Origin of the sequence: Streptacidiphilus fuscans, from assembly GCF_015690355.1 — a bacterium.
Lineage (GTDB): Bacteria > Actinomycetota > Actinomycetes > Streptomycetales > Streptomycetaceae > Streptacidiphilus > Streptacidiphilus fuscans.
Window position 1 is genome coordinate 114,187 of record NZ_JADPRT010000022.1, and the last position, 22,133, is coordinate 136,319.

Consider the following 22,133-nt stretch of genomic DNA (forward strand, 5'->3'; position numbering starts at 1 on the left):
GGGCTCAATTTCTCCCGCCTTCTCTTCGATCGGAGCGGAATCCTTGTCGACGCATGACCAGACGGCCGACCGGCTGTGGTACCGGCAGCCCGCCGACACCTTCCTCCAGGCCCTGCCGCTCGGCAACGGCCGGTTGGGCGCGATGGTCTACGGCGGAGTCGACACCGAGACGGTCGAACTGAACGCCGACACCCTCTGGTCCGGCGGCCCCGGACGCCACGACCGAGCTGGGGCCGCCGAACTCCTACCGTCACTGCGACGCGCGGTGCTGCACGGTCGCGACCCCGTCGAGGCGGACCGGATCGCCGCTCGGATGCAGGGCCCGTTCATCGAGGCCTACCAGCCGCTGGCCACGCTGGTCCTGGACTCCGGCACCGTCTCCCAAGTCGTCGACTACCGACGGACGCTGGACCTCGGCGACGCGGTGCACACGGTCGCCTACGAGGCGGGCGGAGTGCGGTTCGTCCGCGAGGCGTTCGTGTCGGCCCCGGCGGGCGTGATGGTCCTGCGCCTGCACAGCGACACCCCGGGGCGGCTGGGCTTCACGGCCCGCTTCACCAGCGCGCACCCCGGCACGGCCGTCGAGGCCGCCGGGCAGACGCTGGTGACCCAGGGCCGCGCCCCCGCCCACCTCGCCTTCGGCGAGGACGCACCGGCGTACTACCGCCCTGACGAGGGAACGGGGTTCGCGGCAGGCCTGCGCGTCCGCTGCGACGGTGGACGCATGAACGCCGAGTCCGACCGGCTGACGGTGGCGGACGCCACCGAGGCCACACTCGTCATCGCCGTCGGCACCGGCTACCAAGGCTGGAAGCAGCAGCCGGCAAGCCCCAACGCGGCGCGCAGCGAGGTCACCGAGCGCCTCGACGCCGTGGGGGAGCGGAGTTGGGACGACCTGCTCGCCGACCACCTGGCCGACCACCGCGCACTGTATGGCGGTGTGACGCTGCGGCTGCCCGACCCGCCGGAGGCCGCAGCCCTACCGACCGACGAGCGCCTCTCCGCTGTCCGCGCCGGAGCGCACGACCCGGGGCTCACCGCCCTCCTCTTCGCCTACGGCCGCTACCTGCTCGTCGCCTCCTCCCGCCCCGGCACCCAGCCCGCGACCCTGCAGGGCATCTGGAACCGGGAGATCGCCGCGCCGTGGAACTCCAACTGGACCACGAACATCAACCTGCAGATGAACTACTGGCCCGCCGAGACCACCGGACTCGCCGTCTGCCACGAGCCGCTCTTCGACCTGGTCGCCGACCTCACCGAGGCCGGTGCGGCGACGGCCGAGACCCACTACGGCGCGGGCGGCTGGGTCTGCCACCACAACGTCGACCTCTGGCGCTCCACCAGCCCGGTGGCGGGCGACCCCGTCTGGGCCACCTGGCCGATGGCCGGGTCCTGGCTGGCCGCCCACCTGTGGCAGCACTACCAGTTCGGCGGCGACCTGCGCTTCCTCGCCGAGCGCGCCTATCCGGCGATGCGCGGTGCCGCGAGGTTCCTGCTGGACCTGCTGACGGAGGACGGCGAGGGCAACCTCGTCACCTGCCCGTCCACCTCACCCGAGCACCACTTCCGCACCGCTGACGGTTCGTTGGCAGCCGTCTCCGCCGGGTGCACCATGGACTTCTGGCTCACCTGCGAGCTCTTCGACGCGGTCGAGGAGGCGGCCGCGACCCTCGACACCGACCACGGCTTCACCGCCGAACTCGCCGCGGCCCGCAAACGGCTGCGTCCGCCCGCGCTCGCCGACGACGGACGGTTGCTGGAGTGGCGCGAGGACCTCCCGGAGGAGGACCCCGGACACCGGCATCTCTCCCTCCTCTACGGCCTCTACCCCGGCTCCGCGATCGACCCCGTCACCGACGCAACGTGGATCGAACCCGCCCGCAAGGCCCTGACCCGTCGTCTGGAGCACGGCGGAGGGGGCACGGGATGGAGCCTGGCCTGGGTGGCCGCACTGGCCGCTCGTCTCGGTGACGCGCCGCTCGCCGCACACAGCATCCACCGCTTCCTCACGACCTCGACCGCGCCCAACCTCTTCGGCCTCCACCCGCCGGACCTGTTCCAGATCGACGGCAACCTCGGCGTCAGCGCCGCCATCGCCGAGCTGCTGGTCCAGTCCCACAACGGCGTGCTGCGCCTGCTGCCGGCCCTGCCGTCGGAGTGGCCGATGGGCTCGGTCACCGGCCTGCGGGCGAGGGGCGGGGTCACCGTCGACCTCCGCTGGCGCGACGGCGCTCTGACCGGTGCCAGACTCACCACGTCCCGCCCCGACACGGTCGTGGTGGTGGCCTGCGCGCACACGAGCGAGTCGCCGCGGCTCACCCGCGACGACGGAACAGTCGTCCTCCCTGACGCGCGTCGTCCCCTCGAGACCGGCGGCGAGCTGGTCACCTTCCGCGTCGCCACTCCGGGGAGCTGGCACCTCGGCACCCTTTGAAGGTCACCCGGTGAGAAATCGAGGAACGCGGACGGCGGATCACCGAGTGGCTCCACGACTACCTCGCCCGTCGGGGTGAGGCTGTACTCGACGTGTCCGGCGGCCGAAGCCCGTCGCCGGGATCTTCGACCCGACCGATTCTCCCAGGGAGCTCGCCTTCGATGCTTCTCGACCTCTTCATCATCGGCGTGGCCATCACGTTGGGGCCCCTGCACAACACCGGATTCATCCTGATCCTCACCGCGGATCGCGGCGTACGGAAGGGCCTGGCCTTCATCCTCGCCTGGCTGGCCTGCCTGGTCGTCGTCATCGCGCTGGTCCTGCTCGGCACGGGCGGCACTCCGCCGCGGCCGCACACTGTGCCCTCGTCCGTGGCCGAGGCGGTCAAGCTGGCGATCGGCCTCGCTCTCATCTGCTTCGGCGAGTACAAGCGGCGCAAGGCCGCCGGAAAGCCGCGCACACCCCCCACGTGGTTGGGGCGTCTCCACGACGTGTCGGCCTGGACGGCAGCCGGATTCGGGATCTTCCTGCAGCCTTGGGGCATGGTGGCGGCCGCCGCCGCGATCGTCGTGGGGGCCAAGGTGTCGAGCGTCGCCTCGTATCTGGCGCTGATGGGCTTCTGCCTGCTCGCCTCGGCGAGCATTCTCGTCATGGAGTTGTGCACGGCGTTCGCGCCGGAGGCTGCCGGCCGGCAGCTCGACCGGGTGCGTGTGTGGCTGGACGATCACACCGACCAGGCCGTGGTGGTGATCTCCCTCCTGGCGGGCCTCTGGTTGGTGAGCAAGAGCATCTACCAACTCGTCACCTGAGCCGGGGGGAAGGAGGAGCGGAGGCCCCGACGGCGCGCTGTCGGCGGGCCGACACGCGGTGCCTGTGGTCAGCTGGACCCATGAGCAGCCTGCAACCGCCGAACCAGGACACGCCCGTCTTCGTCGGCGCCTACGACACGAACAGCAGTCACCGCACGGTCGTCGTCTGCCGCCTCGACGACAGCCTCACGGAGCCCCAGCAATGTCGCGCCCAACGCGACATGCACCGCTTCGTCGAGCATGAGCGGCCCGGCACGGATCTCGACGACCCCTCCCAGATCTTCTGGGAGGATCACCCCGGCAAGTGGCCGCACGAGCGCTGACCCCGTCCGGGGGAGTGTGCGTCGAAGGCCGCTGGTCTGCATGAAAGTGCAGGTCAGCGGCCTTCTGGCGTCAGCTGCCGCTCGGTGCTGTGCGGATGACCCGTTCGGGGGCGTTCATGTCGAGCAGGGTGACAGCGTCGTGTTCCGGGGTGCCCGGGGTGGTGACGTAGACGCCGAGGCGCTGGCCGGGGGTGCCTTCCAACTGCATGCCCTGGAAAGTGAGCGTGATCTCGCCGACCAGGGGGTGGTGGAAGGTCTTCGGCTTCTGGGCGTGACGGCCGCGGGTGACCTCGTAGCGGTCCCAGAGCTTGGCGAAGTCCGGGCTCTTCAGCAGGAGTTCGCCGACGAGGGCGGCGAGATCCGGGGCGTCGGGGTCGGTGCCGGCCAGGGCGCGCAGGCGGGCGACGCAGCCGCGGATCTGGGTGTCCCAGTCGCCGTAGAGGTCGCGCGCGGCGGGGTGGAGGAAGAGGTAGCGGGCGAGGTTGCGCTGCTTGGCGGGCCAGTCCGCGAGGCCGGTGTACAGCGCCAGCGCGCCGGGGTTGTGGGCGAGCAGGTCCAGGGTGCGGCTGGTGACGTAGGCCGGGTTCGGGCGCAGGCTCTCCAGCAGCAGCTTCACCTGGGGGCTGACGGTGCGGCTCGGGGCGGTCGGCGGCTGCGGGGCGTGGCGGGCGGCCCGCACCACGAGGTCCTGGAGGTGGTCACGCTCGTCCGCATCCAGCTTGAGGGCCCGGCCGAGCGCGTCGACGACGGCCAGGCTGGGGCGGGTCTCTCGGCCGCGTTCCAGGCGCGTGTAGTAGTCGATGCTGACCCCCGCCAGCGCGGCGACCTCCTCGCGGCGCAGCCCGGGGGTGCGGCGAACCCCGGCACCGGGGGTGAGCCCGACCTCGGCCGGAGTCACCTGGGTACGCCGGGCGCGCAGGAACCTGCCCAGTTCGGACCCGTCCGCCTCAGTGCCGCGCTGTGCCGTCATGCCCTCAGTGTGGCCCGTCCGCCACCCCGTCGCCCGTGCCGAGGGGAGCCCTGCCACACCCCCGCTGCGGCTCACCGGAACAGCTCGGCCTGCCTGCGGGGCCCGCTTGGGCGCAGTGTGGAGAAGGCGGGCTCATGCAGCTCACTGCGGCCCACCGAAGACCGACACATCGACGAAAGGCACTGATCGTGCGCGCAACCCTTCTCCACCAGGCCGGCGACGTCCGCGTGGCCGACGTCGCCGACCCCAAGATCCAGCGGCCCACCGACGCCGTGGTGCGCATCGTGCTGGGCTGCATCTGCGGCAGCGACCTGTGGCCCTACAAGTCGCAGCCGGTGACCGACACCCCGCGCCAGATGGGGCACGAGTTCATCGGCGTGGTCGAGGAGACCGGCACCGAGGTGCGGGACCTCAAGGCGGGTGACGTGGTGGTGGCACCGTTCACCTATTCGGACGGCACCTGCGAGTCATGTCGCGAGGGCCTGCAGACTTCCTGCGAGCACGGCGGCCCGTGGGGCGTCGGCGGCGTCGACGGCGGCCAGGGCCAGGCGACCCGCGTCCCCTACGCCGACGGCACGCTGGTCAAGCTCCCGGTGGGTGAGGACTCCGAGCTGCTGCCCGACCTGCTGACCCTCTCCGACGTGCTGTGCACCGGCTACCACGCGGCCCGAACGGCCGGAGTCCGGGCCGGTGAGACCGTCACCGTGATCGGCGACGGCGCGGTCGGCCTGTCCGCCGTCATCGCCGCGAAGCTGCTCGGCGCCGAGAGGATCGTGCTGATGGGCCGTCACACCGCGCGCACCGACCTGGGGCGCGAGTTCGGCGCCACGGACGTCGTCGCCGCGCGCGGCGAGGAGGGCGTGGCCGCCGTGCGCGAGCTGACCGGTGGCCGTGGCGCCCACCGGGTGCTGGAGTGCGTCGGGCTCAAGGATGCGCTGGTCCAGGCCGCCGGAGTGGTCCGCGACGGCGGCACCATCAGCCGTGTCGGCGCGCCGCAGTACGCGGAGGTCCCGCTCGCGTTCCCCGAGTTCCTGCGCAACATCACGCTCACCGGGGGTGTGGCGCCCGCGCGCGCCTACATCGGCGAACTGATGCCGCACATCCTGGACGGCCGGATCCGCCCCGGCCGCGTCTTCGACCGCACCGTGCCCCTGGAGCAGGTCGCGGAGGGCTACCGGCTGATGAACGACCGCGAGGCGCTGAAGGTCATCGTGCGTCCGTGACCGCGCCAAAGGTGCGACCGCACTCTCACTCGTTCGTGCGATGCGTCGGCCCCACCGTCGCCGTGCGAGCGGTCTGCCCTGGTGAACTGGCCTCCGGGGCCCGGTCTGTGTACAAACAGAGACGAGTCGGGCCGAACATGGCTGAACAGAGGGGACACCCGTGCCGCGTTACGACTACGACGTGCGAGACCCGGAGATCGAGGAGCTGCGGGCCGCGGTCGCGACCGCCCGCGCGGAGGTCGTGGACCACAGTGTCTACCGGAGGCTGAACAGCATCGAGGACGTCCGGACCTTCGCCGAGCACCACGTCTTTGCCGTCTGGGACTTCATGTCGCTGCTCAAGTCCCTGCAGCGCGAGCTGACCTGCGTCGACGTGCCGTGGGTGCCGCGCGGCACGCCGCAGAGCCGTCGCCTGATCAACGACATCGTCCTGGTGGAGGAGAGCGACGCGCTGGGCGAGGGGTTCACCAGCCACTTCGAGCTCTACCTTGCCGGGATGCGGAAGGCCGGGGCCGACGTCGGGCCCATCGAGGGCTTGCTGACCCGCCTCCGCCACGGCGAGGACGTCCGCACGGCGCTGAAGGCGGCTCAGGTTCCCACGGCCGCAGCCGACTTCGTCCACGTCACCTGGGACATCGTCGAGAACGCGCCGGTGCACCGCCGCGCCGCGGCGTTCGCCTTCGGCCGTGAGGACCTGATCCCCGAGATGTTCGACCAGATCTCCAGGATCGAGGACCAGGGCGGCCGACTGGGGCCGTTCCGCGACTACTTGGCCCGCCACATCCAGGTCGACGGCGAGGAGCACACCCCCATGGCCATGGCCATGCTCGCCGATCTGTGCGGCCACGACGGCGTGAAGTGGCGCGAGGCCGCCGAGACGGTCCGCACGGGGCTGCACGCCCGCCGCGCGTTGTGGGACGCCATCGCGGGCGCCCTCGACGCGCGCGCCTCCTTGGAGGCGGCGCGACAAGGCGTCTGACCGGCAGCCGGTGAGGTCAGGTCAGGTCAGGTCAGGTCTGCGCTGTGGGACGGATGACGATCTCGTTCACGTCGACGTCGTGCGGCTGCTCGACGGCGAATGCGATCGCGCGCGCCACCGCCTCGGCCGGGATCGCGATGCGGTCCCGCAGGCCCGAGATTTGGTCCCTGACCTCCTGGTTGGTGGACGCTTCGGCGAAGGCGGTCGCGACCATCCCGGGCGAGACGGTGGTCACCCGCACCGCGTCGCCCGCCTCCTGGCGCAGTCCCTCGCACACGGCCCGGACCGCGAACTTCGTCCCCGCGTAGACGGCCATCGACGGCGCGACGCGGTGCGCGGCCGTGGAGGCGACGGTGACGAAGTGGCCGGACCCTTGCGCCCGGAAGACGGGCAGCGCGGCGGCGATCCCGTACAGCACCCCCTTGAGGTTCACGTCCACCATCGCGTCCCACTCGTCGACGCGCAGGTCGTCCAGGGGCGAGATGGCGCCCGAACCGGCGCTGCTGACCAGCACGTCCAGGCCGCCGAACCGCTCCTGGGCGAGTGTGACCAGAGCCGCCAGGTCAGCGCGCCGGGTGACGTCCGTGCGCAGGCCCACGGCGGACCCGCCGGACGCCTCGATCCGGGCGGCGAGGTCGTCGAGCTTCTCCGTCCGGCGACCGCCGAGGACCAGGCGGGCCCCGCGTGCCGCGAGCAGCAGCGCCGTCGCCTCGCCGATCCCGCTGCCCGCGCCGGTGACCGCCACCACCTTTCCCTCGATACCGGAGGGCCTCGTGCCGGACGCCGTGCCGGACGTCGCCTCGGACGCCGCCTCGGACGCCGTGAAATCGGACGTCATCGTGTCAACTCCTGTCGTGTCAGGGCGGTCCGGCGGCCGTGGGCGCCGCCGGACCGGATCGGGTACCAGTCTGGGAAGCGGGCGGCCTGGTATACAGAGCCGGCTTGTTCTGGAACCAGGAGTGCCACCCATCATGACCAAGACCCCCGACCAGCGCCGTGAGCTGGGCGCCTTCCTGCGCAGCCGCAGGGAACGGATCACTCCGGAGCAGGTCGGGCTGCCCTGCAGCCTGCGTCGCCGCACGCCCGGGCTGCGTCGCGAGGAGTTGGCGTTGCTCGCGGGCATCAGCGCCACCTGGTACACCTACCTGGAGCAGGGGCGACCCATCCAGGTCTCCGACCAGGTGCTGGACGCGCTCGCGAAAGTGCTGCGCCTGGACCGGCACGAGCGCACCCACCTCCTCGAACTCGCCGGTCGCGCACCGGCCGTCGCGGACGACGGTCGGGTCGCGCTCGACCCGGCGGCCGCGGTGGTCCCGCTGCTCCTGCAGCCGCAGCCCGCGTACATCATCGACGGCGCCTACGACGTGCTCGGCCACAACCAGGCGGCCGCCGAGCTGTTTCCCTTCCTGCGCTCCCACGGCGACCGGCCGGCGAACTTCGCCCGCTGGGTCTTCCTCGACCCGGAGGCCCGGCACGTGGTGGTGGACTGGGAACGGGAGGCGTCCGGCCTGCTCGCCCGCTTGCGGCAGTTGGCCGGGCGCCGTCCGCAGGACCCCCGCTACCCCGAGCTGATCGGGGACCTGGTCGCACGCAGTCCCGAGGCACAAGCCTGGTGGCCTCGCCACGACGTCCAGGACCGGCAGGGCGGACGCAAGCGGTTGCGGCGTCAGGGCGCGGGGGTGACCACCTTCTCCTACAGCGCCTTCCATCTGGCGGAGCAGCCGGAACACACCCTGGTCGTCTACGTCGACGAGGCGTCGGTGCCGCAGTCGGAGTGGTGTCAGGGCAGGTCGAAACCGAGCGAGGCGAGGGCCTCCTCGGCCGCCTGCTGATCCTGCTCGTAGGTCCCGCCGGATATGCCGAGGCCCCCGATGCAGCGGCCGTTCTCGATGACCGGGTATCCGCCGCCGACCGCCGTCAGGCGCGGGTGGCCGGACAGCGGCGCGATCCGCGGGTCGGCCAGGTAGGCGTTCCAGGCGTGGGTGTTGATGCGGAAGGCGGCGGCGGTCCAGGCCTTGTCCACGGCCACCTCGGCGGTGAGGAAGGGCGCGTCGTCGGCGCGGTCGAACGCCTTGAGGTGGCCGCCGTGGTCGGTGACGGCGACCGCCGCGTCGAAGCCGAGGTGTGCGGCGGCCGTGTGCACCGCCGTGATCAGCGCCGCCGCGGCCATCTTGGTGATCGAGGCAGCGGGGGACGACAAGGGAAGAGCGTCGGCGTTCATGCTTAAGAATCCTTGGTGCGAGGGTCAGTTGGCGGTGGTCAGGACGAGCTTGCCGCGGGTGCGGCCGGCCTCGCCGCGGGCGTGGGCCGCGCCGGCCTGGTCCAGCGGGAAGGTCTGCTCCACCTCGACGGCGACCTCGCCGGCGTCGATCAGCCCCGCGATCGTCGTCAGCGCGGCCCCGTCCGGCTCGACCAGGAAAGGGGTGACCCGGACGCCTGCGGCCTCGGCGGCCTGGGCCAGTTCGGGTGAGACGCCCTCCGGGACCGCGACGAGCAGTCCGCCCGGTCGCAGGACCTTCAGCGAGCGGGTGCTGCTGCCGTCGTGGGTGTCGCCGACCAGCTCGATGACGACGTCGACGTCGCGGATGACGTCCTCGAAGCGGGTGGTGCTGTAGTCGACCGTCTCGTCCGCGCCCAGTTCCTTGAGCCAGGGGTGGCGGGCGGCGCTGGCCGTGGCGACGACGTGCGCGCCCAGGTGGCGGGCGAACTGGACGGCGAAGTGGCCCACCCCGCCTGCGGCGGCGGTGATCAGGACGCGCTGTCCGCGCTGCACCTGGGCGGTGTCGACCACGGCCTGCCAGGCGGTCAGCGCCGCCAGCGGCACAGCGGCGGCGTGCACGTGGTCGACCGAGGCCGGCTTGCGGGCGAACTGCCGTGCGGGCGCGGCGACGTACTCGGCGTAGCCACCAGCGGAGCGCGGGAACCACGGCATCCCGTAGACCTCGTCGCCGACCGCGAGCGTGGTGACGCCGAAGCCGACCGCCTCGACCACGCCGGAGACGTCCCAGCCGAGCACGAAGGGCGGCTGCCCCAGCACCCCGGCCATGCCGCTACCGGCCCGGGTCTTCCAGTCCACCGGGTTCACCCCGGCGGCGTGCACGCGCACCAGCACCTCCGTCGGCAGCGGCTTCGGCCGGGCCACCTCCTTCAGGCGGAGCACCTCGGGACCCCCGAAGGCGTCCTGGACCACCGCGCGCATGGTCGCCGGGTTGGTGTCGTCTGTTGCTGCTGCGGACATGGCTCATCCCTCGTTCTCGCGTGAATCGCGTGATGCGGAAGGCCGTTCGGCACTTGTGCGCCGCGGCCTCCGCGCTGACGGGAATGACGCTAGGTCCGTGGGTGTAGTTACCTGCAAGGGGAGCTACTTCCCGATGGGAAGCATCCAGGTGAGGAGCGCAAGAAATGGTGACCAGCTGCCCGAGCGGCCAGCACTCGCACCACGACGTCTACGCCGCGCAGTGCCCGTGCAGGCCCCTGCTCGACCTGCTGGCCAACAAGTGGTCCGCCCTGGCCGTGGGCGCGCTGGAGGAGGGTCCGCAGCGGTTCGGCGCGCTCCAGCGCCGACTGCAGGGGGTCAGCCCCAAGGTGCTGACCGCCACCCTGCGTCGGATGGAGGACTTCGGCCTGATCGACCGCACGGTCTACCCGGCCGTTCCGCTGCACGTCGAGTACTCGCTCACCGCGCTCGGCAAGAGCGCCGCCGTGCCGCTCAACCTGCTGCGGAGCTGGGTGGAGGAGAACCTCGACAGCGTCGGAGCGGTGGGCGGCGCGGAAGGGTGATGCAGCAAGCCGGGCGCCTACCGTCGGCGGTTGGCCGCGGTGAGCGCCGTGGTCCCGAACTCCCACATGTTGTCGGCCACGTTGACGGTGACCCCAGGGGGCACGATCTCGTCGATGCGGTCGAGCACGTCGTCGGAGAGGACGATGCCGTCGGCGGCCAGGTAGCCCTCCAGATGCTCCATGGTGCGCGGACCGATGATCGTGGCGGTGACGGCGGGGTGGCGGACGGCGAACGCGACCGCCAGCTGAACGAGCGTCAGCCCCGCCTCGTCCGCGAGCGCGCCGAGCGCGTCGGCGGCGTCCAGCTTGGCCGCGTTCGAGGCGGCCGCGGTGTCGTAGCGTCCCGCGAACCGTTGCCTGCGCGCGACGGAGCCGGGCCCGCCGATCTCCCGGCCCTTGCGGTAGCTGCCCGACAGCCAGCCGCCTGCCAGCGGACTGTAGGCCAGCACGCCCATGCCGTGCCGCCGACAGGTCGGCAGCACGTCGTACTCGATCGCGCGGGTCAGCAGGGAGTACGGGGGCTGTTCGGTGCGGAACCGTCCATGGCCGCGGCGGTCGGCGACCCACTGGGCCTCGACGATCTGCGAGGCGGGGACCTTCGACGCGCCGAAGGAGCGGATCTTGCCCGCCCGCACGAGGTCGGTCAGGGCGCCCAGGGTCTCGTCGATGTCGGTGTCCGGGTCGGGGACGCCGACCTGGTAGAGGTCGATCCAGTCGGTGCCGAGCCGCCGCAGCGAGCCTTCGACGCCTTCGGTGATCCAGCGGCGTGACGCGCCACGGTGGTTGGGCTTCTCGTCGAAGGGCGGGCCGAACTTGACCGCGAGCACCACGTCGTCACGCCGTCCGCCCGCCAGCGCCTTGCCGACGATCTGCTCCGACTCACCGGCGGAGTAGCCGTCGGCGGTGTCGATGACGTTGATCCCGGCGTCCAGCGCCCGGTGGATGATCCGGACCGCGTCGTCGTGGTGGGGGTTTCCGAAGGCGCCGAACATCATGGCGCCGAGGCACATCTGACTGACCGAGACGCCGGTGCGTCCCAAAGGCCGGTATTCCATGTCGGTTCTCCTCTCAGGTGCCGCAGCTCAAGCGCCGCAGCTCAGGTGCCGCAGATGCAGCGATGCGGCTTCACTTGGAGTCCACGCGGCCGATCGCGGCGGCGCCTCGTGCCGCCTCGGCGCGGGCCGCCGCGAAGGCGGACGCGTCGACGCCGAGGGCGGTGCGCAGGTAGGCGGTGGTGAGCAGTCGGACGAGCGCCACGCGCTCGGGGCTCTCGTCCGTCGTCTCGGTGGAGTGGTAGCCGGAGATCCCGCCCAGCGAGTGCTCGGCGCCGAACAGGGTGAGCAGGCTCTCGGCTCCCGGGCTGAGCGCGTAGGCGTCGGTGAACCACTCGGGCCCCCGGACGCTCAGCGCGGACTGGTCCTTGTCACCGGCGACCACCAGGGCCGAGGTGCTCATCCCCGCGAAGCCCGGGTGCATGAAGGGGAAGTGCTCGGCGGCGAAAGGTGTCAGGTCGTCACCGCCCGTTCCCGGCACGGCGAGCAGCACCCCGGCCGTGATCCGCGGGTCGGACAGGTCCGTGTCCGGGCCGCCGTCGGGGTCCAGGACCCGTGCGCCCAGCAGCATGCTCGCCGTCTGGGCGCCCCACGAGTGCCCGGCGACGGCGACACGGTCGCGGTCCACCCGTCCCGCGAGGCCCGGGACGGCGGCCTCGACGAGGTCGAGCTGGTCGACGACGCGTACCAGGTCCTCGACCCGCAGGCGCCAGATCCGCGGTTGACGCGGGTCGTCGGGCGCGAGGCCCAGGGACCGCGAGTCGAGGTGGGTGGGTTGGACCACCACGAAGCCGTGCGCGGCCCAGAAGTCGACCAGCGGGGCGTAGCTGTCCGAGGACTGGCCGAATCCGTGCGAGAAGACGAGGACGGGGAGTCGGTCCCCGACCAGCGGGGCTGAGACCCGCACCCGCAGGTCCTCGCCGCGGCCCGGGGCCGCCAGCACCACGGGGTGGACGGAGACGACGGGGGCGGCTGGGCCGACGGTTGCGGTGGGGCTGTCCATGGGTGCTCCTTGGGAGGGGGACGTCGTCGAGCGACGGCATCGAGGGACGGCGAAGTCGGGGCAGGACGAAGCTCGGACGGAACGCGAGCGGGTGAGAGAGGGAGACGTGACTGACGGGTGGCTACGTTCGGCCTGGTCCCGTGGTGGCCCGTCTGGCATCCTGGTGAGCGGATCAGCGTTCCGGTTAAACCATACGGAACGGTGTTCCGGTTGGCAAGGCATACGACGAGTGGAGGCAGTGGCGCAGTGGTCGACACCGGCAGCGGATCAGTACCGGCGGCTCCCCGGAAGCGCGCCGACGCGCGGCGCAACGAGCAGACCCTGCTGGACGCCGCGGCCGCGGCGTTCGTGGCCTCCGGCGTCGACGCGCCGGTGCGTGACATCGCGGCCCGGGCGGGCGTCGGTGTCGCCACCATCTACCGCCACTTCCCGACGCGGGCCGATCTCGTCGTCGCCGTCTACCGTCACCAGGTCGAGGCATGCGCGGAGGCCGGACCGGCGCTGCTGGCGAGCGCTCGGTCCGCGTACGCCGCGTTGGCGGAGTGGATCGACCTCTTCGTCGACTTCCTGGTCACCAAGCACGGCCTCGCCGCGGCGTTGCACTCCGACGACGAGGCGTTCGCGGGCCTGCACGCGTACTTCATCGACCGGCTGGTCCCCGTCTGCGCCGAGCTGCTCGACGCCGCCGTGGCGGCGGGCGAGGTCCGCTCCGGCATCGAGGCGCTCGAACTGATGCACGGCGTCGGCAACCTCTGCATCGGTGCAGGCAAGGACTCCGGGTACGACCCCCGCCGCCTGATCGACCTGCTCCTCGGCGGTCTGTGTCCCCGGTAGGGCGGTCGAAGGGCAAACCTGCTGCCGGCTCTTGCGCTCCGCGCCTGACCGTGTGTTAGCGTCGATGACGGACGTACGAAAGTCACGGTCCGGTAGGTAGTCCGGATGGCGGTCGTCCGCTCGTACGGTGCCCGTTGCGGCACGTCCGGTGCGTCCCTTTTCGTTTCATGTCGAGAAGGGACACGACTGTGTCGGATCTGCATGTCGTCATCGCCGGGGGGCGGGCTGGGTGGCCTGGCCCTCGCACAGGGGCTTCGCCGGGCGGGGATCAGCGCCTCGGTCCACGAGAAGGACCCCGACCCCGAGTTCCGCATCCAGGGCTACCGCATCCGGATCAACCCCGACGGCATCACCGCGCTCCAGGCGCTGCTGACGCCGCAGGCCTTCGCGCTGTTCGCGGCCACCGCCGGGACGCCGGGGCCGCGTATGGACACCTTCGACCAGCGGCTGGACCTGCTGCACGCCCAGGAGCTCCCGCTCGTCCCCGGTCTGCCCGGGGGCGGGAACCTGGCCGTCAACCGTCGGATGCTGCGTCAGATCCTGTTGTCTGGGCTGGAGAAGACCGTCCACTACGGCACCCGGCTCACGCACTACGACGTCGACCCGTCGGGTTCGGTGACGGCGCACTTCGCGGACGGCACCAGCGCCACCGGCGACGTCCTGGTCGGCGCGGACGGCGTCAACTCGGCGGTCCGCGGCCAGTACCTGCCGCAGGCACAGGTCGTCGACGCCGGGCTGCGACTGATCTACGGCAAGGTCCCGTTCGCGGACGAGGCGGCCCGCGCGCTGCTCCCGCCCGAGCTGCTCGGCCTGTGGACCACCGTCGTCGGCCCGGAGCGGCGCTTCGTCGGGCTGGCTCCCGTGCGGTACCGCGAGCCGATCCACGAGGCGGCGGCCCGGCTTGCTCCCGGCACCGAGCTGAGCGCGGACCGCGACTACCTGGCGTGCGTGTTCGGCGCCCGGCGAGAGCAGTTCCCTTGCAGCGACGCCGAGTTGTTCGCCCTGGGCGGCGTCGGGTTGCGCGCGCTGACGCTGTCGCTGGTGGAGGGCTGGCACCCCCGTCTGGTCGAGGCGGTGTCGCGGCAGGATCCCGACTCGCTCTTCCCGGTGTCGGTGCGCACGAGCGTGCCCGTGGCGGCGTGGGAGACCACGGCGGTCACCCTGCTCGGCGACGCCGTCCACGTCATGAGCCCGGCGATCGGCGTCGGCGCGAACACCGCGCTGCGTGACGCACGGGTCCTGACCGACCGCCTCGTCGAGGCCGCCGCCGGACGCCCGCTCGCGCAGGCCCTGCACGCCTACGAGGCGGAGATGCGCGCGTACGGCTTCGACGCGGTACGCGAATCGGCCGAACGCGGCCACCGCCTGGTGGGCCAGGACCCGCTCCCCGCAGCACAGGCGTAGGCACCGACCGTCCGCGTGCGCGACCCCGGCCTCACCGCCATGGCCTGGTTCATTGACCCGGCGATCCGTCTGCGCCGTCGTCCGCGTCGAGGAGCCGGGCGACCAGCTCGGCGAGCCGCCCGAGGTCCTCCTGCGGGAGGGTCCGCATCGCTGCGGGCGGGCGCAGCAGGATGGCGTCGGCGGTTGCAATGGCGTCGTGTCCGGCGGCGGTGAGCGTGACCAGTTTGCGGCGTCGGTCGTCGGGGTGCGGTCGGCGCTCCACCAGGCCGTGGGCCTCCAGCTTGTCGACGACGAGGGTGGCGTAGGGGGCGTCGAGGCCGTTGGCCTGCGCGAGTTGACGCAGCGTCAGCGGCCCTTCGCGCAGCTGGAAGAGGAACTTGCCCCGGCCCCCGCCGAGGCGGAACCCGAGCGCATCGGCCAGTTCGCCCCGGCGGCTGTGCGCCTCGACGAACCGCTGCATCAGAGCCCAGGCCTGCTGCGCGGGGTCGGCGGGTGGTCCCGCTTCGCCTGCTCTCGGTGGGTTCACCACGGCACCGTCCGGCCGAGGTAGTCGACGTAGTGCAGACCCGGCCGCCCGTGCAGCCCGTCGAGCGTCCGGACGACGCCCGGGATGCTCTCGTCGATGCCCAGCCGCGCGCCCGGACCGCCCATGTCGGTACGCACCCAGCCCGGAGCCATCAGCACCAGGGGGCGGGCCTCGCCGTGGTGGCGTGCCGCGTAGCTGCGCATGAAGGTGTTGAGGGCGGCCTTGCTGCCCCGGTAGACCTCGTGTCCGCCGTGCTCGTTGTTGGCCACACTGCCCTGGCCCGAGGACATCACCGCGATCGTCCCCTCGGGGGTGACCCGGTCCTGGAGGGCCTCGACGACGCGCAGCGGGCTCAGCGCGTTGGTGACCATGACCCGGACGAACTCCTCGTTCGACGTCTCGGCGACCGTGCCCTCGGGCTGGTTGGTGACACCGGCGTTGACGAAGAGCAGGTCGAACGTCCGGTCCGCGAGGCGTGCCTGAAGCGCCGCGATCTGCGCGGGCTCGGTGACGTCGACGGTCTCGATCTCGACCTGTCCGGGGTGGGCCTCGGCGAGCTCGTGCAGACCCGTCCGGCCCGACCCGCGCACGGTGCCCACGACCTGTCGGCCGCCCCGCGCCCACTCGCGGGCCAGCGCGAGGCCGAGCCCGCGCGACGCGCCGATCAGCAGCACCCGCCTGCCTGGGGCCGGGGCCGGCGTGGCGGGACCCTCCGAATTAGTTGTAGTCATAGCAATGATTGTGCGTCGTATAACTAATTCGGTCAAGGGTGGACCTGTCGTGCCGCGTCGCGTAGGGTCATATTGAAGGTGACTTCAATGATGCAGGCGGCTTCAATTGGGTGATGTCCGGGATGGCGAAGGGATGGCATGGTGCAGAGGCAGACATGGTTCATCACGGGTTCCTCGCGCGGCCTCGGCCGTGCGCTGGTCAGGGCCGCCCTGGAGGCGGGTGACCGCGTGGTCGGGACGGCGCGCCGTCCGGAGCAGCTGGCGGAGTTCGCCGAGTCCCATGGCGAGCGACTGCTCGCCCTGGCCCTGGATGTGACGGACACGCGCGCGGTGCATGCCGCGGTGGCGGATGCGGTCGGGCACTTCGGCAGGATCGACGTCGTCGTCAACAACGCCGGCTACCTGAACGTCGCCCCCATCGAGACCGGCGACGACGAGGACTTCCGCGCCCAGTTCGAGACCAACTTCTGGGGCGTCTACAACGTGTCGAAGGCGGTGATCCCGCAGCTGCGCGCCCAGGGCGGCGGTGTCGTCGTGCAGTTCTCCTCGGCGCGCGGGCGCGTCGGCGGAGTCCCGGGCGTGGCCAGTTACCAGGCGGCCAAGTTCGCCGTCGACGGGTTCAGTCGGGCGCTCGCCGCGGAGACCGCGCCCTTCGGCGTCAAAGTGCTGACGGTCGAGCCGAGTTACTTCGCGACCGACGCGACAGGATCGTCGATGACGGTCCATCGCATCCCGTCGGAGTACGAACCCACCATCGGCGCGATGCTGGAGCGCGGGGGCGGCACGCCGCCGGTCGGCGACCCCGTGCGGGCGGCGGAGATCGTCGTACGGGTCGTCAAACGTGAGCACCTGCCCACGCACCTGCTCCTCGGTGTCAACGCCGTGGAGATGTCGCTCGACTACTCGCGGCGGCAGATCGAGGAGGCGACGACATGGGAGCAGGTCAGCCGGTCCGCCGGTGTCTCCGAGCCGTACCCGGTCGCACTTCCATCCGACAGCGCGGACAGCGCGGACAGCGTGGACGACCCGGGCGACGCCGACGGCGACGAAGCAGTCGAACTCAGCCCCAGGGACCACGTGCGGGCACAGACGCAGCAGATCCTGGCGTCCGGCACCACGGAGGGCATGGAGATGCTCGGGTCACCGGTGGTGCTGCTGACGCTGCGCGGGGCCAAGTCCGGAAAGCTGCGCTACACCGTGGTGATGCGGGTGGAGCACGAGGGCAGGTACGCGGTGATCGCCTCGCGGCAGGGCGCTCAGGACCACCCGACCTGGTACTACAACATCAAGGCGCACCCCGAGATCCGGCTCCAGGACGGAACGGTCACCGGGTCCTTCGTCGCGCGTGAGGCCGAAGGCGCGGAGCGGGCTGAGTGGTGGCAGCGGGCGGAGCGGGCCTTCCCGTCCTACCGGGAGTACCGGGGGCGGACCGACAGGCACATCCCGCTGTTCGTGCTCGACCCGAAGTGACCGGACGGCTCAGGTACCATCGCGCCGTGCCCAGCAACAGCGACCGTGACCAGGAACGTTCTGCGGAGGTCGAGTTCGGCCTCACGCTCCGGCGCGCACAACATGTGCTCGCCCAGCGGCTCGACGAGGCGTTGCGACCGTCCGGCCTCAACCTGGGCCTGTGGGCGGTGCTGCGGGAGACCGCGGGGCAGCCGGGGGCCTCGGCCTCCGAGCTGGCCAGGGCCACGTTCCACACCCCGCAGACGCTCAGCGGGTTGCTGCAGCGACTCGACGACCGAGGGCTCGTCGAGCGCAGTTCGGGGCGCGGCAGGATCGTGGACAACCATGTGACCGACGAGGGCCACCGTGCCCTCGCGGCCGTCACGCCCCGCGCCGAGGCGGTCATCGCGGACGCCCTCGCGGCGTTCGACCCGCAGGACCGCGCGGTGTTCCATCGCCTGCTGACCGAATTCGCCGACGCCCTGACGCGTCAGTAGCCGCTGGTCCGGGTCCGTGCCGCACCGCTCGCCCGCGACAAATCGGGCGACGGCGCCGGGCGTCCCGGCCACAATGGGCGGCATGGCGGACGTCGAGGACGGGCACGAGGACGAGGTCGAGGTCGTGGTCGCCCACAACGAGCGCGCGACCCTGCGCGTCGGCGACGTGTTTCTCAAGGTCGACGCGGATCAGCGTCGTACCGACGTCGAGGTGGAGGCGATGGCCGTCGCGCCGGTCCCGACGCCGCGGGTCCTGTGGCGGAAGCCGCCCGTGCTCGCGCTCGCCGCCCTGCCGGGCACGGCGCTCGCGCGCCTCGGTGAGCCGTCGACCGCGTCGCCGGCGGCGTGGGCCGCGGCGGGCGCCGCCGTCCGGAGGCTGCACGACGCACCGCTGCCGCCATGGCCCGGCCGGAGCGTCGACGAGCTCGCGTCGGCGCTCGACGCCGAATGTGCCTGGCTCGTAGCGAACGACGTCCTTCCCACCGACCTGGTGACGCGCAACCGCCGGATCGCCGAGGCCGCGCTGCGGCCGTGGACGCCGGTGTTCACGCACGGCGACCTGCAGTGCGCCCACGTGTTCGTCGCCGGGGACGAGGTCACCGGCGTGATCGACTGGTCCGAGGCGGGCCGGGGTGACGCCCTGTTCGACCTCGCCATCCTGACGCTCGGTCACGAGGAGCACCTCGACGACGTCGTCGCCGGGTACGGCAGCGACGTCGACCTCGATCTCGACGTGATCCGCGCGTGGTGGTCGCTGCGCAGCCTGCTGGCGGTCCGCTGGCTGGCCGAGCACGGCTTCGACCCCTCCTCGCCGGGCTGCGAGGTCGACGTGCTCAGATCCCGGATGTGAACCGTTCAGGCGGCGGCTCAGTTCCGGGCGCCGCGCAGCGGGGTGACCACCGGGCGGCCGTCGGGGTCGGTCGTGACCGAGACGCGCGCGGCGTAGACGCGGGCGATCGCGTCCTGGGTGACGACCTCGGCGGGCGCTCCGGCCGACTCGACGCGGCCCTGGTGGAGCAGGACCAGCCGGTCCGCGTACTGGGCCGCGGTGGTCAGGTCGTGCAGGGTGGTGACCACGGTCAGGTCCTGGGTGCGGCGCAGGTCGTCGACGAGGTCGAGAACGTGCTGCTGGTGGCCGAGGTCGAGCGCGGAGGTCGGCTCGTCGAGCAGCAGCAGCCGGGGTTCCTGGGCCAGGGCACGGGCCAGCGCCGCGCGTTGGCGCTCGCCGCCGGAGAGCTGGGCGAGGCGGCGGTCGGCGTAGTCGCCGAGGTCGAGTGCCGTGAGCGTGCGCCGCACGGCCTCGCGGTCGCGCTCGCCGGGACCGGCCAGGTAGCCGAGGTGGGGCGTGCGGCCCAGCAGCACGTACTCCTGGACCGTCATGTCCGGTGGCAGCAGCGGGTTCTGCGCCACATAGCCGATCAGCCGGGCCCGCTCGCGGGCGCGCAGGTGTCCGACGGGGGAGCCGTCGATCCGGACGTCGCCGCGATGGGGGAGCAGCCCGGCGACGGCGCGCAGCAGGGTCGACTTGCCCGCGCCGTTGGGGCCGATCAGCGCCAGCCAGCCGCCCTGGGCGACGGCGCAGGAGACGTCGCGGACGATCGGGGTCCGGTCCAGGTCGACGGCGACGCCGCTCACCTCCAGCCCGAGGGCGCGGTCGGTCATGTGCGCACCGACCGGGTGGAGCGCAGGATCCAGACGAACGCGGGCGAGCCGATCAGCGCGGTGACGACGCCGATGGGCAGCTCGGCCGGGGAGACGACGGTGCGGGCCACGGTGTCGGCGAGGACCAGGAAACCGGCGCCGAAGAGCATCGACAGCGGCAGGACCAGCCGGTAGGAGGTGCCCGCCAGTCTGCGCACCGCGTGCGGGACGACGATCCCGACGAAGCCGATCAGCCCGCTGACCGCGACGGCGCTCGCGGCGGCCAGCGCGCACGCGGCCACCACGACCAGCCGGATCCGGCCCGGCCGGAGGCCCAGCGAGCGGGCCTCCTCGTCGCCGACGGACAGCACGTCGAGATGGCGGCCGTGCAGCAGCACGGCGGCGGTGGAGACCGCCAGGTACGGCAGGATCTGCGTCACCTGGCTCCAGGTGGCGGCGGACAGCGAGCCGAGCAGCCACGAGTAGACCTGCTGGATGTCCTGGCTGGACCGCTGCAGCACGTACGTCTGCACGGCCGTCAGGAACATCGAGACCGCGAGCCCGGCGAGCAGCAGCGTCGAGGTCCCCGGTCTGCCGGTGACGCCCGCCAGATAGGCGAGGGCGACGCCCGCCAGCGAGCCGACGAATGCCGCCACCGGCACGGTGGCCGCGTCCGCGCCGCCCAGCGCGACGATGGCGACCGTCGCCCCGAGGCCCGCCCCGGCCGACGCGCCCAGCAGGGACGAGTCGACCAGGGGATTGCGGAAGACGCCCTGGTAGCCCGCGCCCGCGAGCGCGAGCGCACCGCCGACCAGGGCCCCCAGCACCACGCGCGGCAGCCGGATCTGGAACAGCACCGCCCGGTCCAACGCGCTGAGCTGCTGCGGCAGATGGACCAGCGGCAGCCGGTCGAGCAGCGCGGCGACCGTCGCCAGCGGGTTGAGGTCCGCCGCACCGGCCATGGCACCCACGAGCACCGCGGCGGCCAGGAAGACCACCGCGATGCCGTAGGCGCGCAGGGTGCGCGGGCGCTGTCCGTCCCGTGTCACTGCCCGCCCCTTCGCGCGGCCTGATGCCCCGTCGCCTGATGCTGCGTCACCTGATGTCCCGTCACCTGATGTTCACTATCCGCCGTGCGTCACTTGGCGGGGGCCTTCTCGACGGCCTGCGCGATCTGGGCGACCAGCTGCGGCAGACGCGGACCCCAGCGGGAGGCGATGTCGTCGTTCAGCCCGACGATCTGGTCCTTCTTGACGGCCGGGATGCCGGACCAGCCGGGCCGGGACGCGACGATCGCCGGGGTCTGCCCGCCGTCGGTGGACTGGTTGTTGGTGAGGAAGATCAGCTGCGGCTGGGCCGAGACGATGTACTCGGCGGACAGCTGCGGGTAGCCGCCGTCCGAGGCCTTGTCCGCCTTGTCGGCGATGTTCTTCAGGCCGAACAGCGAGGCGATCTGCCCGGCGAAGGTGGCCGAGGTCGCCGAGTAGTACGGGTTGGCGCTGACCTCCCAGTAGTAGCTGAGGTTCGGGTGGTGGGCACCGGCCGCCTTGACCGAGGCGGCGATGGACGCCTTCATGGTGGTGACGGTCTGCGTCGCCTGGGCGGCGTGGCCGGTGGCCTGGCCGATCGCGTCGATCTGCGTGTAGACGTCGTTGATCGTCGCCGCCGCGGGCTCGATCAGGACCGGGACGCCCAGCTTGGTCAGCCCGGCGACCAGACCGCCGGCGTCCTGGGAGGTGATGACCAGGTCCGGGTTGTACTTGGCGATGGCCTCGATGTTCGGGGTCAGCCCGCTGAGGCTCGTAGTCGGCACACCCGACGGGTAGTTCGAGTCGGAGTCCGCCGCGACGACCTGCTTGCCCGCACCCACCGCGTACAGGTCCTCGGTCGCGGTCGGCGACAGCGAGACGATGTGGTGCGGCTGGGACGCGAGCGTCACCTTGCCGTTGGCGCCGCTCACCGTGACCGGGTACGCCGCGGCGGCCGTCGACGCGCCCGCCGAGGACGAGGACGAGGAGTCGGCGGAGCTGGAGGAGCCGGATCCCGTGGAGCTGCAACCGGCGACGACGGCCACGGCCGCGAGCGCGGCGGTCGCCGTCGAGACGGCGCGGACGATCCGGGTGTGTCGGGCGGGCCGGGGCCGGACGGACGAGTGAGCCATGGTGGTGCTTCCTCCCGAGGGACGGGAAGAAGCCAATCCGTCGACGAGCGGCGCAGGACGCGCGCCGACAGAAACGGACCGCCCCTTCCCACGAGGGCCGATGTCGTAGCGCGGCAGGAGGCGACCTGGCTCAAGCCGCACGGAAGACGGCCCTCACAGTTGCGGGACAGCGCCGGAATGACCCGCTTCGCGGGCTTCACCGGCTTCGCTGCCTGGCACGCTGCCGGAAACCTGCATGGCTGCGCAGATTTTTTGGCTCAGGCAGGTTAGCACTGCGTGGAATTCCCCGGCCGGGCACCCCCGTGGCGGAGCGGCGT

Annotated in this window: 23 protein-coding genes, 1 pseudogene and 1 riboswitch; of the genes and pseudogenes, 13 read left to right on the plus strand and 11 right to left on the minus strand. The window is 72.2% G+C overall.

What is annotated here, in order from left to right:
• The first annotated feature begins 43 nt into the window (after positions 1-43).
• The 3 genes from I2501_RS36070 (at position 44) to I2501_RS36080 (ending at position 3,566) form a co-directional block, all read left to right on the plus strand.
• Positions 44-2,434: a glycoside hydrolase family 95 protein gene (locus I2501_RS36070; RefSeq protein WP_196195019.1), complete on the plus strand. Its 2,391-nt coding sequence runs from the start codon at positions 44-46 to the stop codon at positions 2,432-2,434.
• A 161-nt stretch (positions 2,435-2,595) separates the two neighbouring features.
• Positions 2,596-3,243 carry a GAP family protein gene (locus I2501_RS36075; RefSeq protein ID WP_196195018.1) on the plus strand — a complete coding sequence of 216 codons (648 nt, stop codon included), beginning with the start codon at positions 2,596-2,598 and terminating at the stop codon, positions 3,241-3,243.
• An 80-nt stretch (positions 3,244-3,323) separates the two neighbouring features.
• Entirely contained in the window at positions 3,324-3,566 is a 243-nt protein-coding gene (locus I2501_RS36080; RefSeq protein ID WP_196195017.1) for a hypothetical protein, read from the plus strand.
• A gap of 70 nt (positions 3,567-3,636) precedes the next feature.
• Here the strand turns inward: I2501_RS36080 and I2501_RS36085 are convergent, their stop codons facing one another.
• Positions 3,637-4,536 (minus strand): helix-turn-helix transcriptional regulator, encoded by a 900-nt coding sequence (locus tag I2501_RS36085; protein ID WP_196195016.1) that lies wholly within the window; start codon positions 4,534-4,536, stop codon positions 3,637-3,639.
• A 188-nt stretch (positions 4,537-4,724) separates the two neighbouring features.
• Here I2501_RS36085 and I2501_RS36090 point away from each other — a divergent pair, with 188 nt between their 5' ends.
• Positions 4,725-5,759, plus strand: coding sequence for a zinc-binding dehydrogenase (locus I2501_RS36090; RefSeq protein ID WP_196195015.1), 1,035 nt, complete (start codon positions 4,725-4,727; stop codon positions 5,757-5,759).
• Positions 5,760-5,919: 160 nt separating this feature from the next.
• Entirely contained in the window at positions 5,920-6,738 is an 819-nt protein-coding gene (locus tag I2501_RS36095) for a DUF3050 domain-containing protein (protein ID WP_196195014.1), read from the plus strand.
• A gap of 31 nt (positions 6,739-6,769) precedes the next feature.
• Here the strand turns inward: I2501_RS36095 and I2501_RS36100 are convergent, their stop codons facing one another.
• Complete coding sequence (locus I2501_RS36100; RefSeq protein WP_196195013.1) at positions 6,770-7,576, minus strand: SDR family oxidoreductase; 807 nt, start codon at positions 7,574-7,576, stop codon at positions 6,770-6,772.
• Between the two features lie 133 nt (positions 7,577-7,709).
• On the opposite strand from I2501_RS36100, the gene I2501_RS36105 reads away from it, so the two are divergent.
• On the plus strand, positions 7,710-8,570 hold the full coding sequence (locus I2501_RS36105; RefSeq protein ID WP_196195012.1) for a helix-turn-helix transcriptional regulator: 861 nt from the start codon (positions 7,710-7,712) through the stop codon (positions 8,568-8,570).
• On the opposite strand, the gene I2501_RS36110 is transcribed toward I2501_RS36105, so the two are convergent.
• Both I2501_RS36110 and I2501_RS36115 read right to left on the minus strand, forming a co-directional pair.
• Positions 8,519-8,959: a GlcG/HbpS family heme-binding protein gene (locus tag I2501_RS36110; RefSeq protein ID WP_196195011.1), complete on the minus strand. Its 441-nt coding sequence runs from the start codon at positions 8,957-8,959 to the stop codon at positions 8,519-8,521. The two genes, I2501_RS36105 and I2501_RS36110, sit on opposite strands and share 52 nt — an antisense overlap.
• A 24-nt stretch (positions 8,960-8,983) precedes the next feature.
• Positions 8,984-9,976 (minus strand): NADP-dependent oxidoreductase, encoded by a 993-nt coding sequence (locus I2501_RS36115; RefSeq protein WP_236046537.1) that lies wholly within the window; start codon positions 9,974-9,976, stop codon positions 8,984-8,986.
• 164 nt (positions 9,977-10,140) lie between these two features.
• Here I2501_RS36115 and I2501_RS36120 point away from each other — a divergent pair, with 164 nt between their 5' ends.
• On the plus strand, positions 10,141-10,518 hold the full coding sequence (locus I2501_RS36120; protein WP_196195010.1) for a winged helix-turn-helix transcriptional regulator: 378 nt from the start codon (positions 10,141-10,143) through the stop codon (positions 10,516-10,518).
• A gap of 17 nt (positions 10,519-10,535) precedes the next feature.
• Here the strand turns inward: I2501_RS36120 and I2501_RS36125 are convergent, their stop codons facing one another.
• Positions 10,536-11,573 (minus strand): aldo/keto reductase, encoded by a 1,038-nt coding sequence (locus I2501_RS36125; protein WP_196195009.1) that lies wholly within the window; start codon positions 11,571-11,573, stop codon positions 10,536-10,538.
• Between the two features lie 70 nt (positions 11,574-11,643).
• Positions 11,644-12,573, minus strand: coding sequence for an alpha/beta hydrolase family protein (locus tag I2501_RS36130; protein WP_196195008.1), 930 nt, complete (start codon positions 12,571-12,573; stop codon positions 11,644-11,646).
• A gap of 246 nt (positions 12,574-12,819) precedes the next feature.
• Here I2501_RS36130 and I2501_RS36135 point away from each other — a divergent pair, with 246 nt between their 5' ends.
• Both I2501_RS36135 and I2501_RS36140 read left to right on the plus strand, forming a co-directional pair.
• Positions 12,820-13,407, plus strand: coding sequence for a TetR/AcrR family transcriptional regulator (locus tag I2501_RS36135; RefSeq protein WP_196195007.1), 588 nt, complete (start codon positions 12,820-12,822; stop codon positions 13,405-13,407).
• A 201-nt stretch (positions 13,408-13,608) separates the two neighbouring features.
• Complete coding sequence (locus I2501_RS36140) at positions 13,609-14,811, plus strand: FAD-dependent oxidoreductase (RefSeq protein ID WP_196195006.1); 1,203 nt, start codon at positions 13,609-13,611, stop codon at positions 14,809-14,811.
• 49 nt (positions 14,812-14,860) lie between these two features.
• Here I2501_RS36140 and I2501_RS36145 read toward each other — a convergent pair whose 3' ends face one another.
• Together I2501_RS36145 and I2501_RS36150 are read right to left on the minus strand one after the other, a co-directional pair.
• Complete coding sequence (locus tag I2501_RS36145; protein WP_196195005.1) at positions 14,861-15,337, minus strand: MarR family winged helix-turn-helix transcriptional regulator; 477 nt, start codon at positions 15,335-15,337, stop codon at positions 14,861-14,863.
• The gene (locus I2501_RS36150; protein WP_196195004.1) at positions 15,334-16,068 is read right to left on the minus strand and encodes an SDR family oxidoreductase; all 735 of its coding nucleotides are present in this window, start codon (positions 16,066-16,068) and stop codon (positions 15,334-15,336) included. Before I2501_RS36150 ends, I2501_RS36145 begins: the two co-directional genes overlap by 4 nt.
• A gap of 138 nt (positions 16,069-16,206) precedes the next feature.
• Here I2501_RS36150 and I2501_RS40000 point away from each other — a divergent pair.
• The 4 genes and pseudogenes from I2501_RS40000 to I2501_RS36165 all read left to right on the plus strand — a co-directional run.
• A pseudogene (locus I2501_RS40000) lies at positions 16,207-17,064 on the plus strand (SDR family NAD(P)-dependent oxidoreductase); the annotation flags it as partial.
• Positions 17,065-17,145: 81 nt separating this feature from the next.
• Positions 17,146-17,538 (plus strand): nitroreductase family deazaflavin-dependent oxidoreductase, encoded by a 393-nt coding sequence (locus I2501_RS40005; RefSeq protein ID WP_328806854.1) that lies wholly within the window; start codon positions 17,146-17,148, stop codon positions 17,536-17,538.
• Between the two features lie 26 nt (positions 17,539-17,564).
• Complete coding sequence (locus tag I2501_RS36160) at positions 17,565-18,014, plus strand: MarR family winged helix-turn-helix transcriptional regulator (protein WP_196195002.1); 450 nt, start codon at positions 17,565-17,567, stop codon at positions 18,012-18,014.
• A gap of 82 nt (positions 18,015-18,096) precedes the next feature.
• Positions 18,097-18,864 carry a phosphotransferase family protein gene (locus I2501_RS36165; protein WP_196195001.1) on the plus strand — a complete coding sequence of 256 codons (768 nt, stop codon included), beginning with the start codon at positions 18,097-18,099 and terminating at the stop codon, positions 18,862-18,864.
• A gap of 17 nt (positions 18,865-18,881) precedes the next feature.
• Here I2501_RS36165 and I2501_RS36170 read toward each other — a convergent pair whose 3' ends face one another.
• From I2501_RS36170 to I2501_RS36180, 3 genes are all read right to left on the minus strand, one after another.
• On the minus strand, positions 18,882-19,676 hold the full coding sequence (locus I2501_RS36170; RefSeq protein WP_196195000.1) for an ABC transporter ATP-binding protein: 795 nt from the start codon (positions 19,674-19,676) through the stop codon (positions 18,882-18,884).
• A complete protein-coding gene (locus I2501_RS36175) occupies positions 19,673-20,704 on the minus strand; it encodes a FecCD family ABC transporter permease (RefSeq protein WP_196194999.1) in 1,032 nt (343 codons plus the stop codon). The genes I2501_RS36170 and I2501_RS36175 overlap by 4 nt, the downstream gene beginning before the upstream one ends.
• Positions 20,705-20,793: 89 nt before the next feature.
• Positions 20,794-21,816: an ABC transporter substrate-binding protein gene (locus tag I2501_RS36180; protein WP_196194998.1), complete on the minus strand. Its 1,023-nt coding sequence runs from the start codon at positions 21,814-21,816 to the stop codon at positions 20,794-20,796.
• A gap of 99 nt (positions 21,817-21,915) precedes the next feature.
• A riboswitch (cobalamin riboswitch) is annotated at positions 21,916-22,066 on the minus strand.
• Positions 22,067-22,133: the final 67 nt, after the last annotated feature.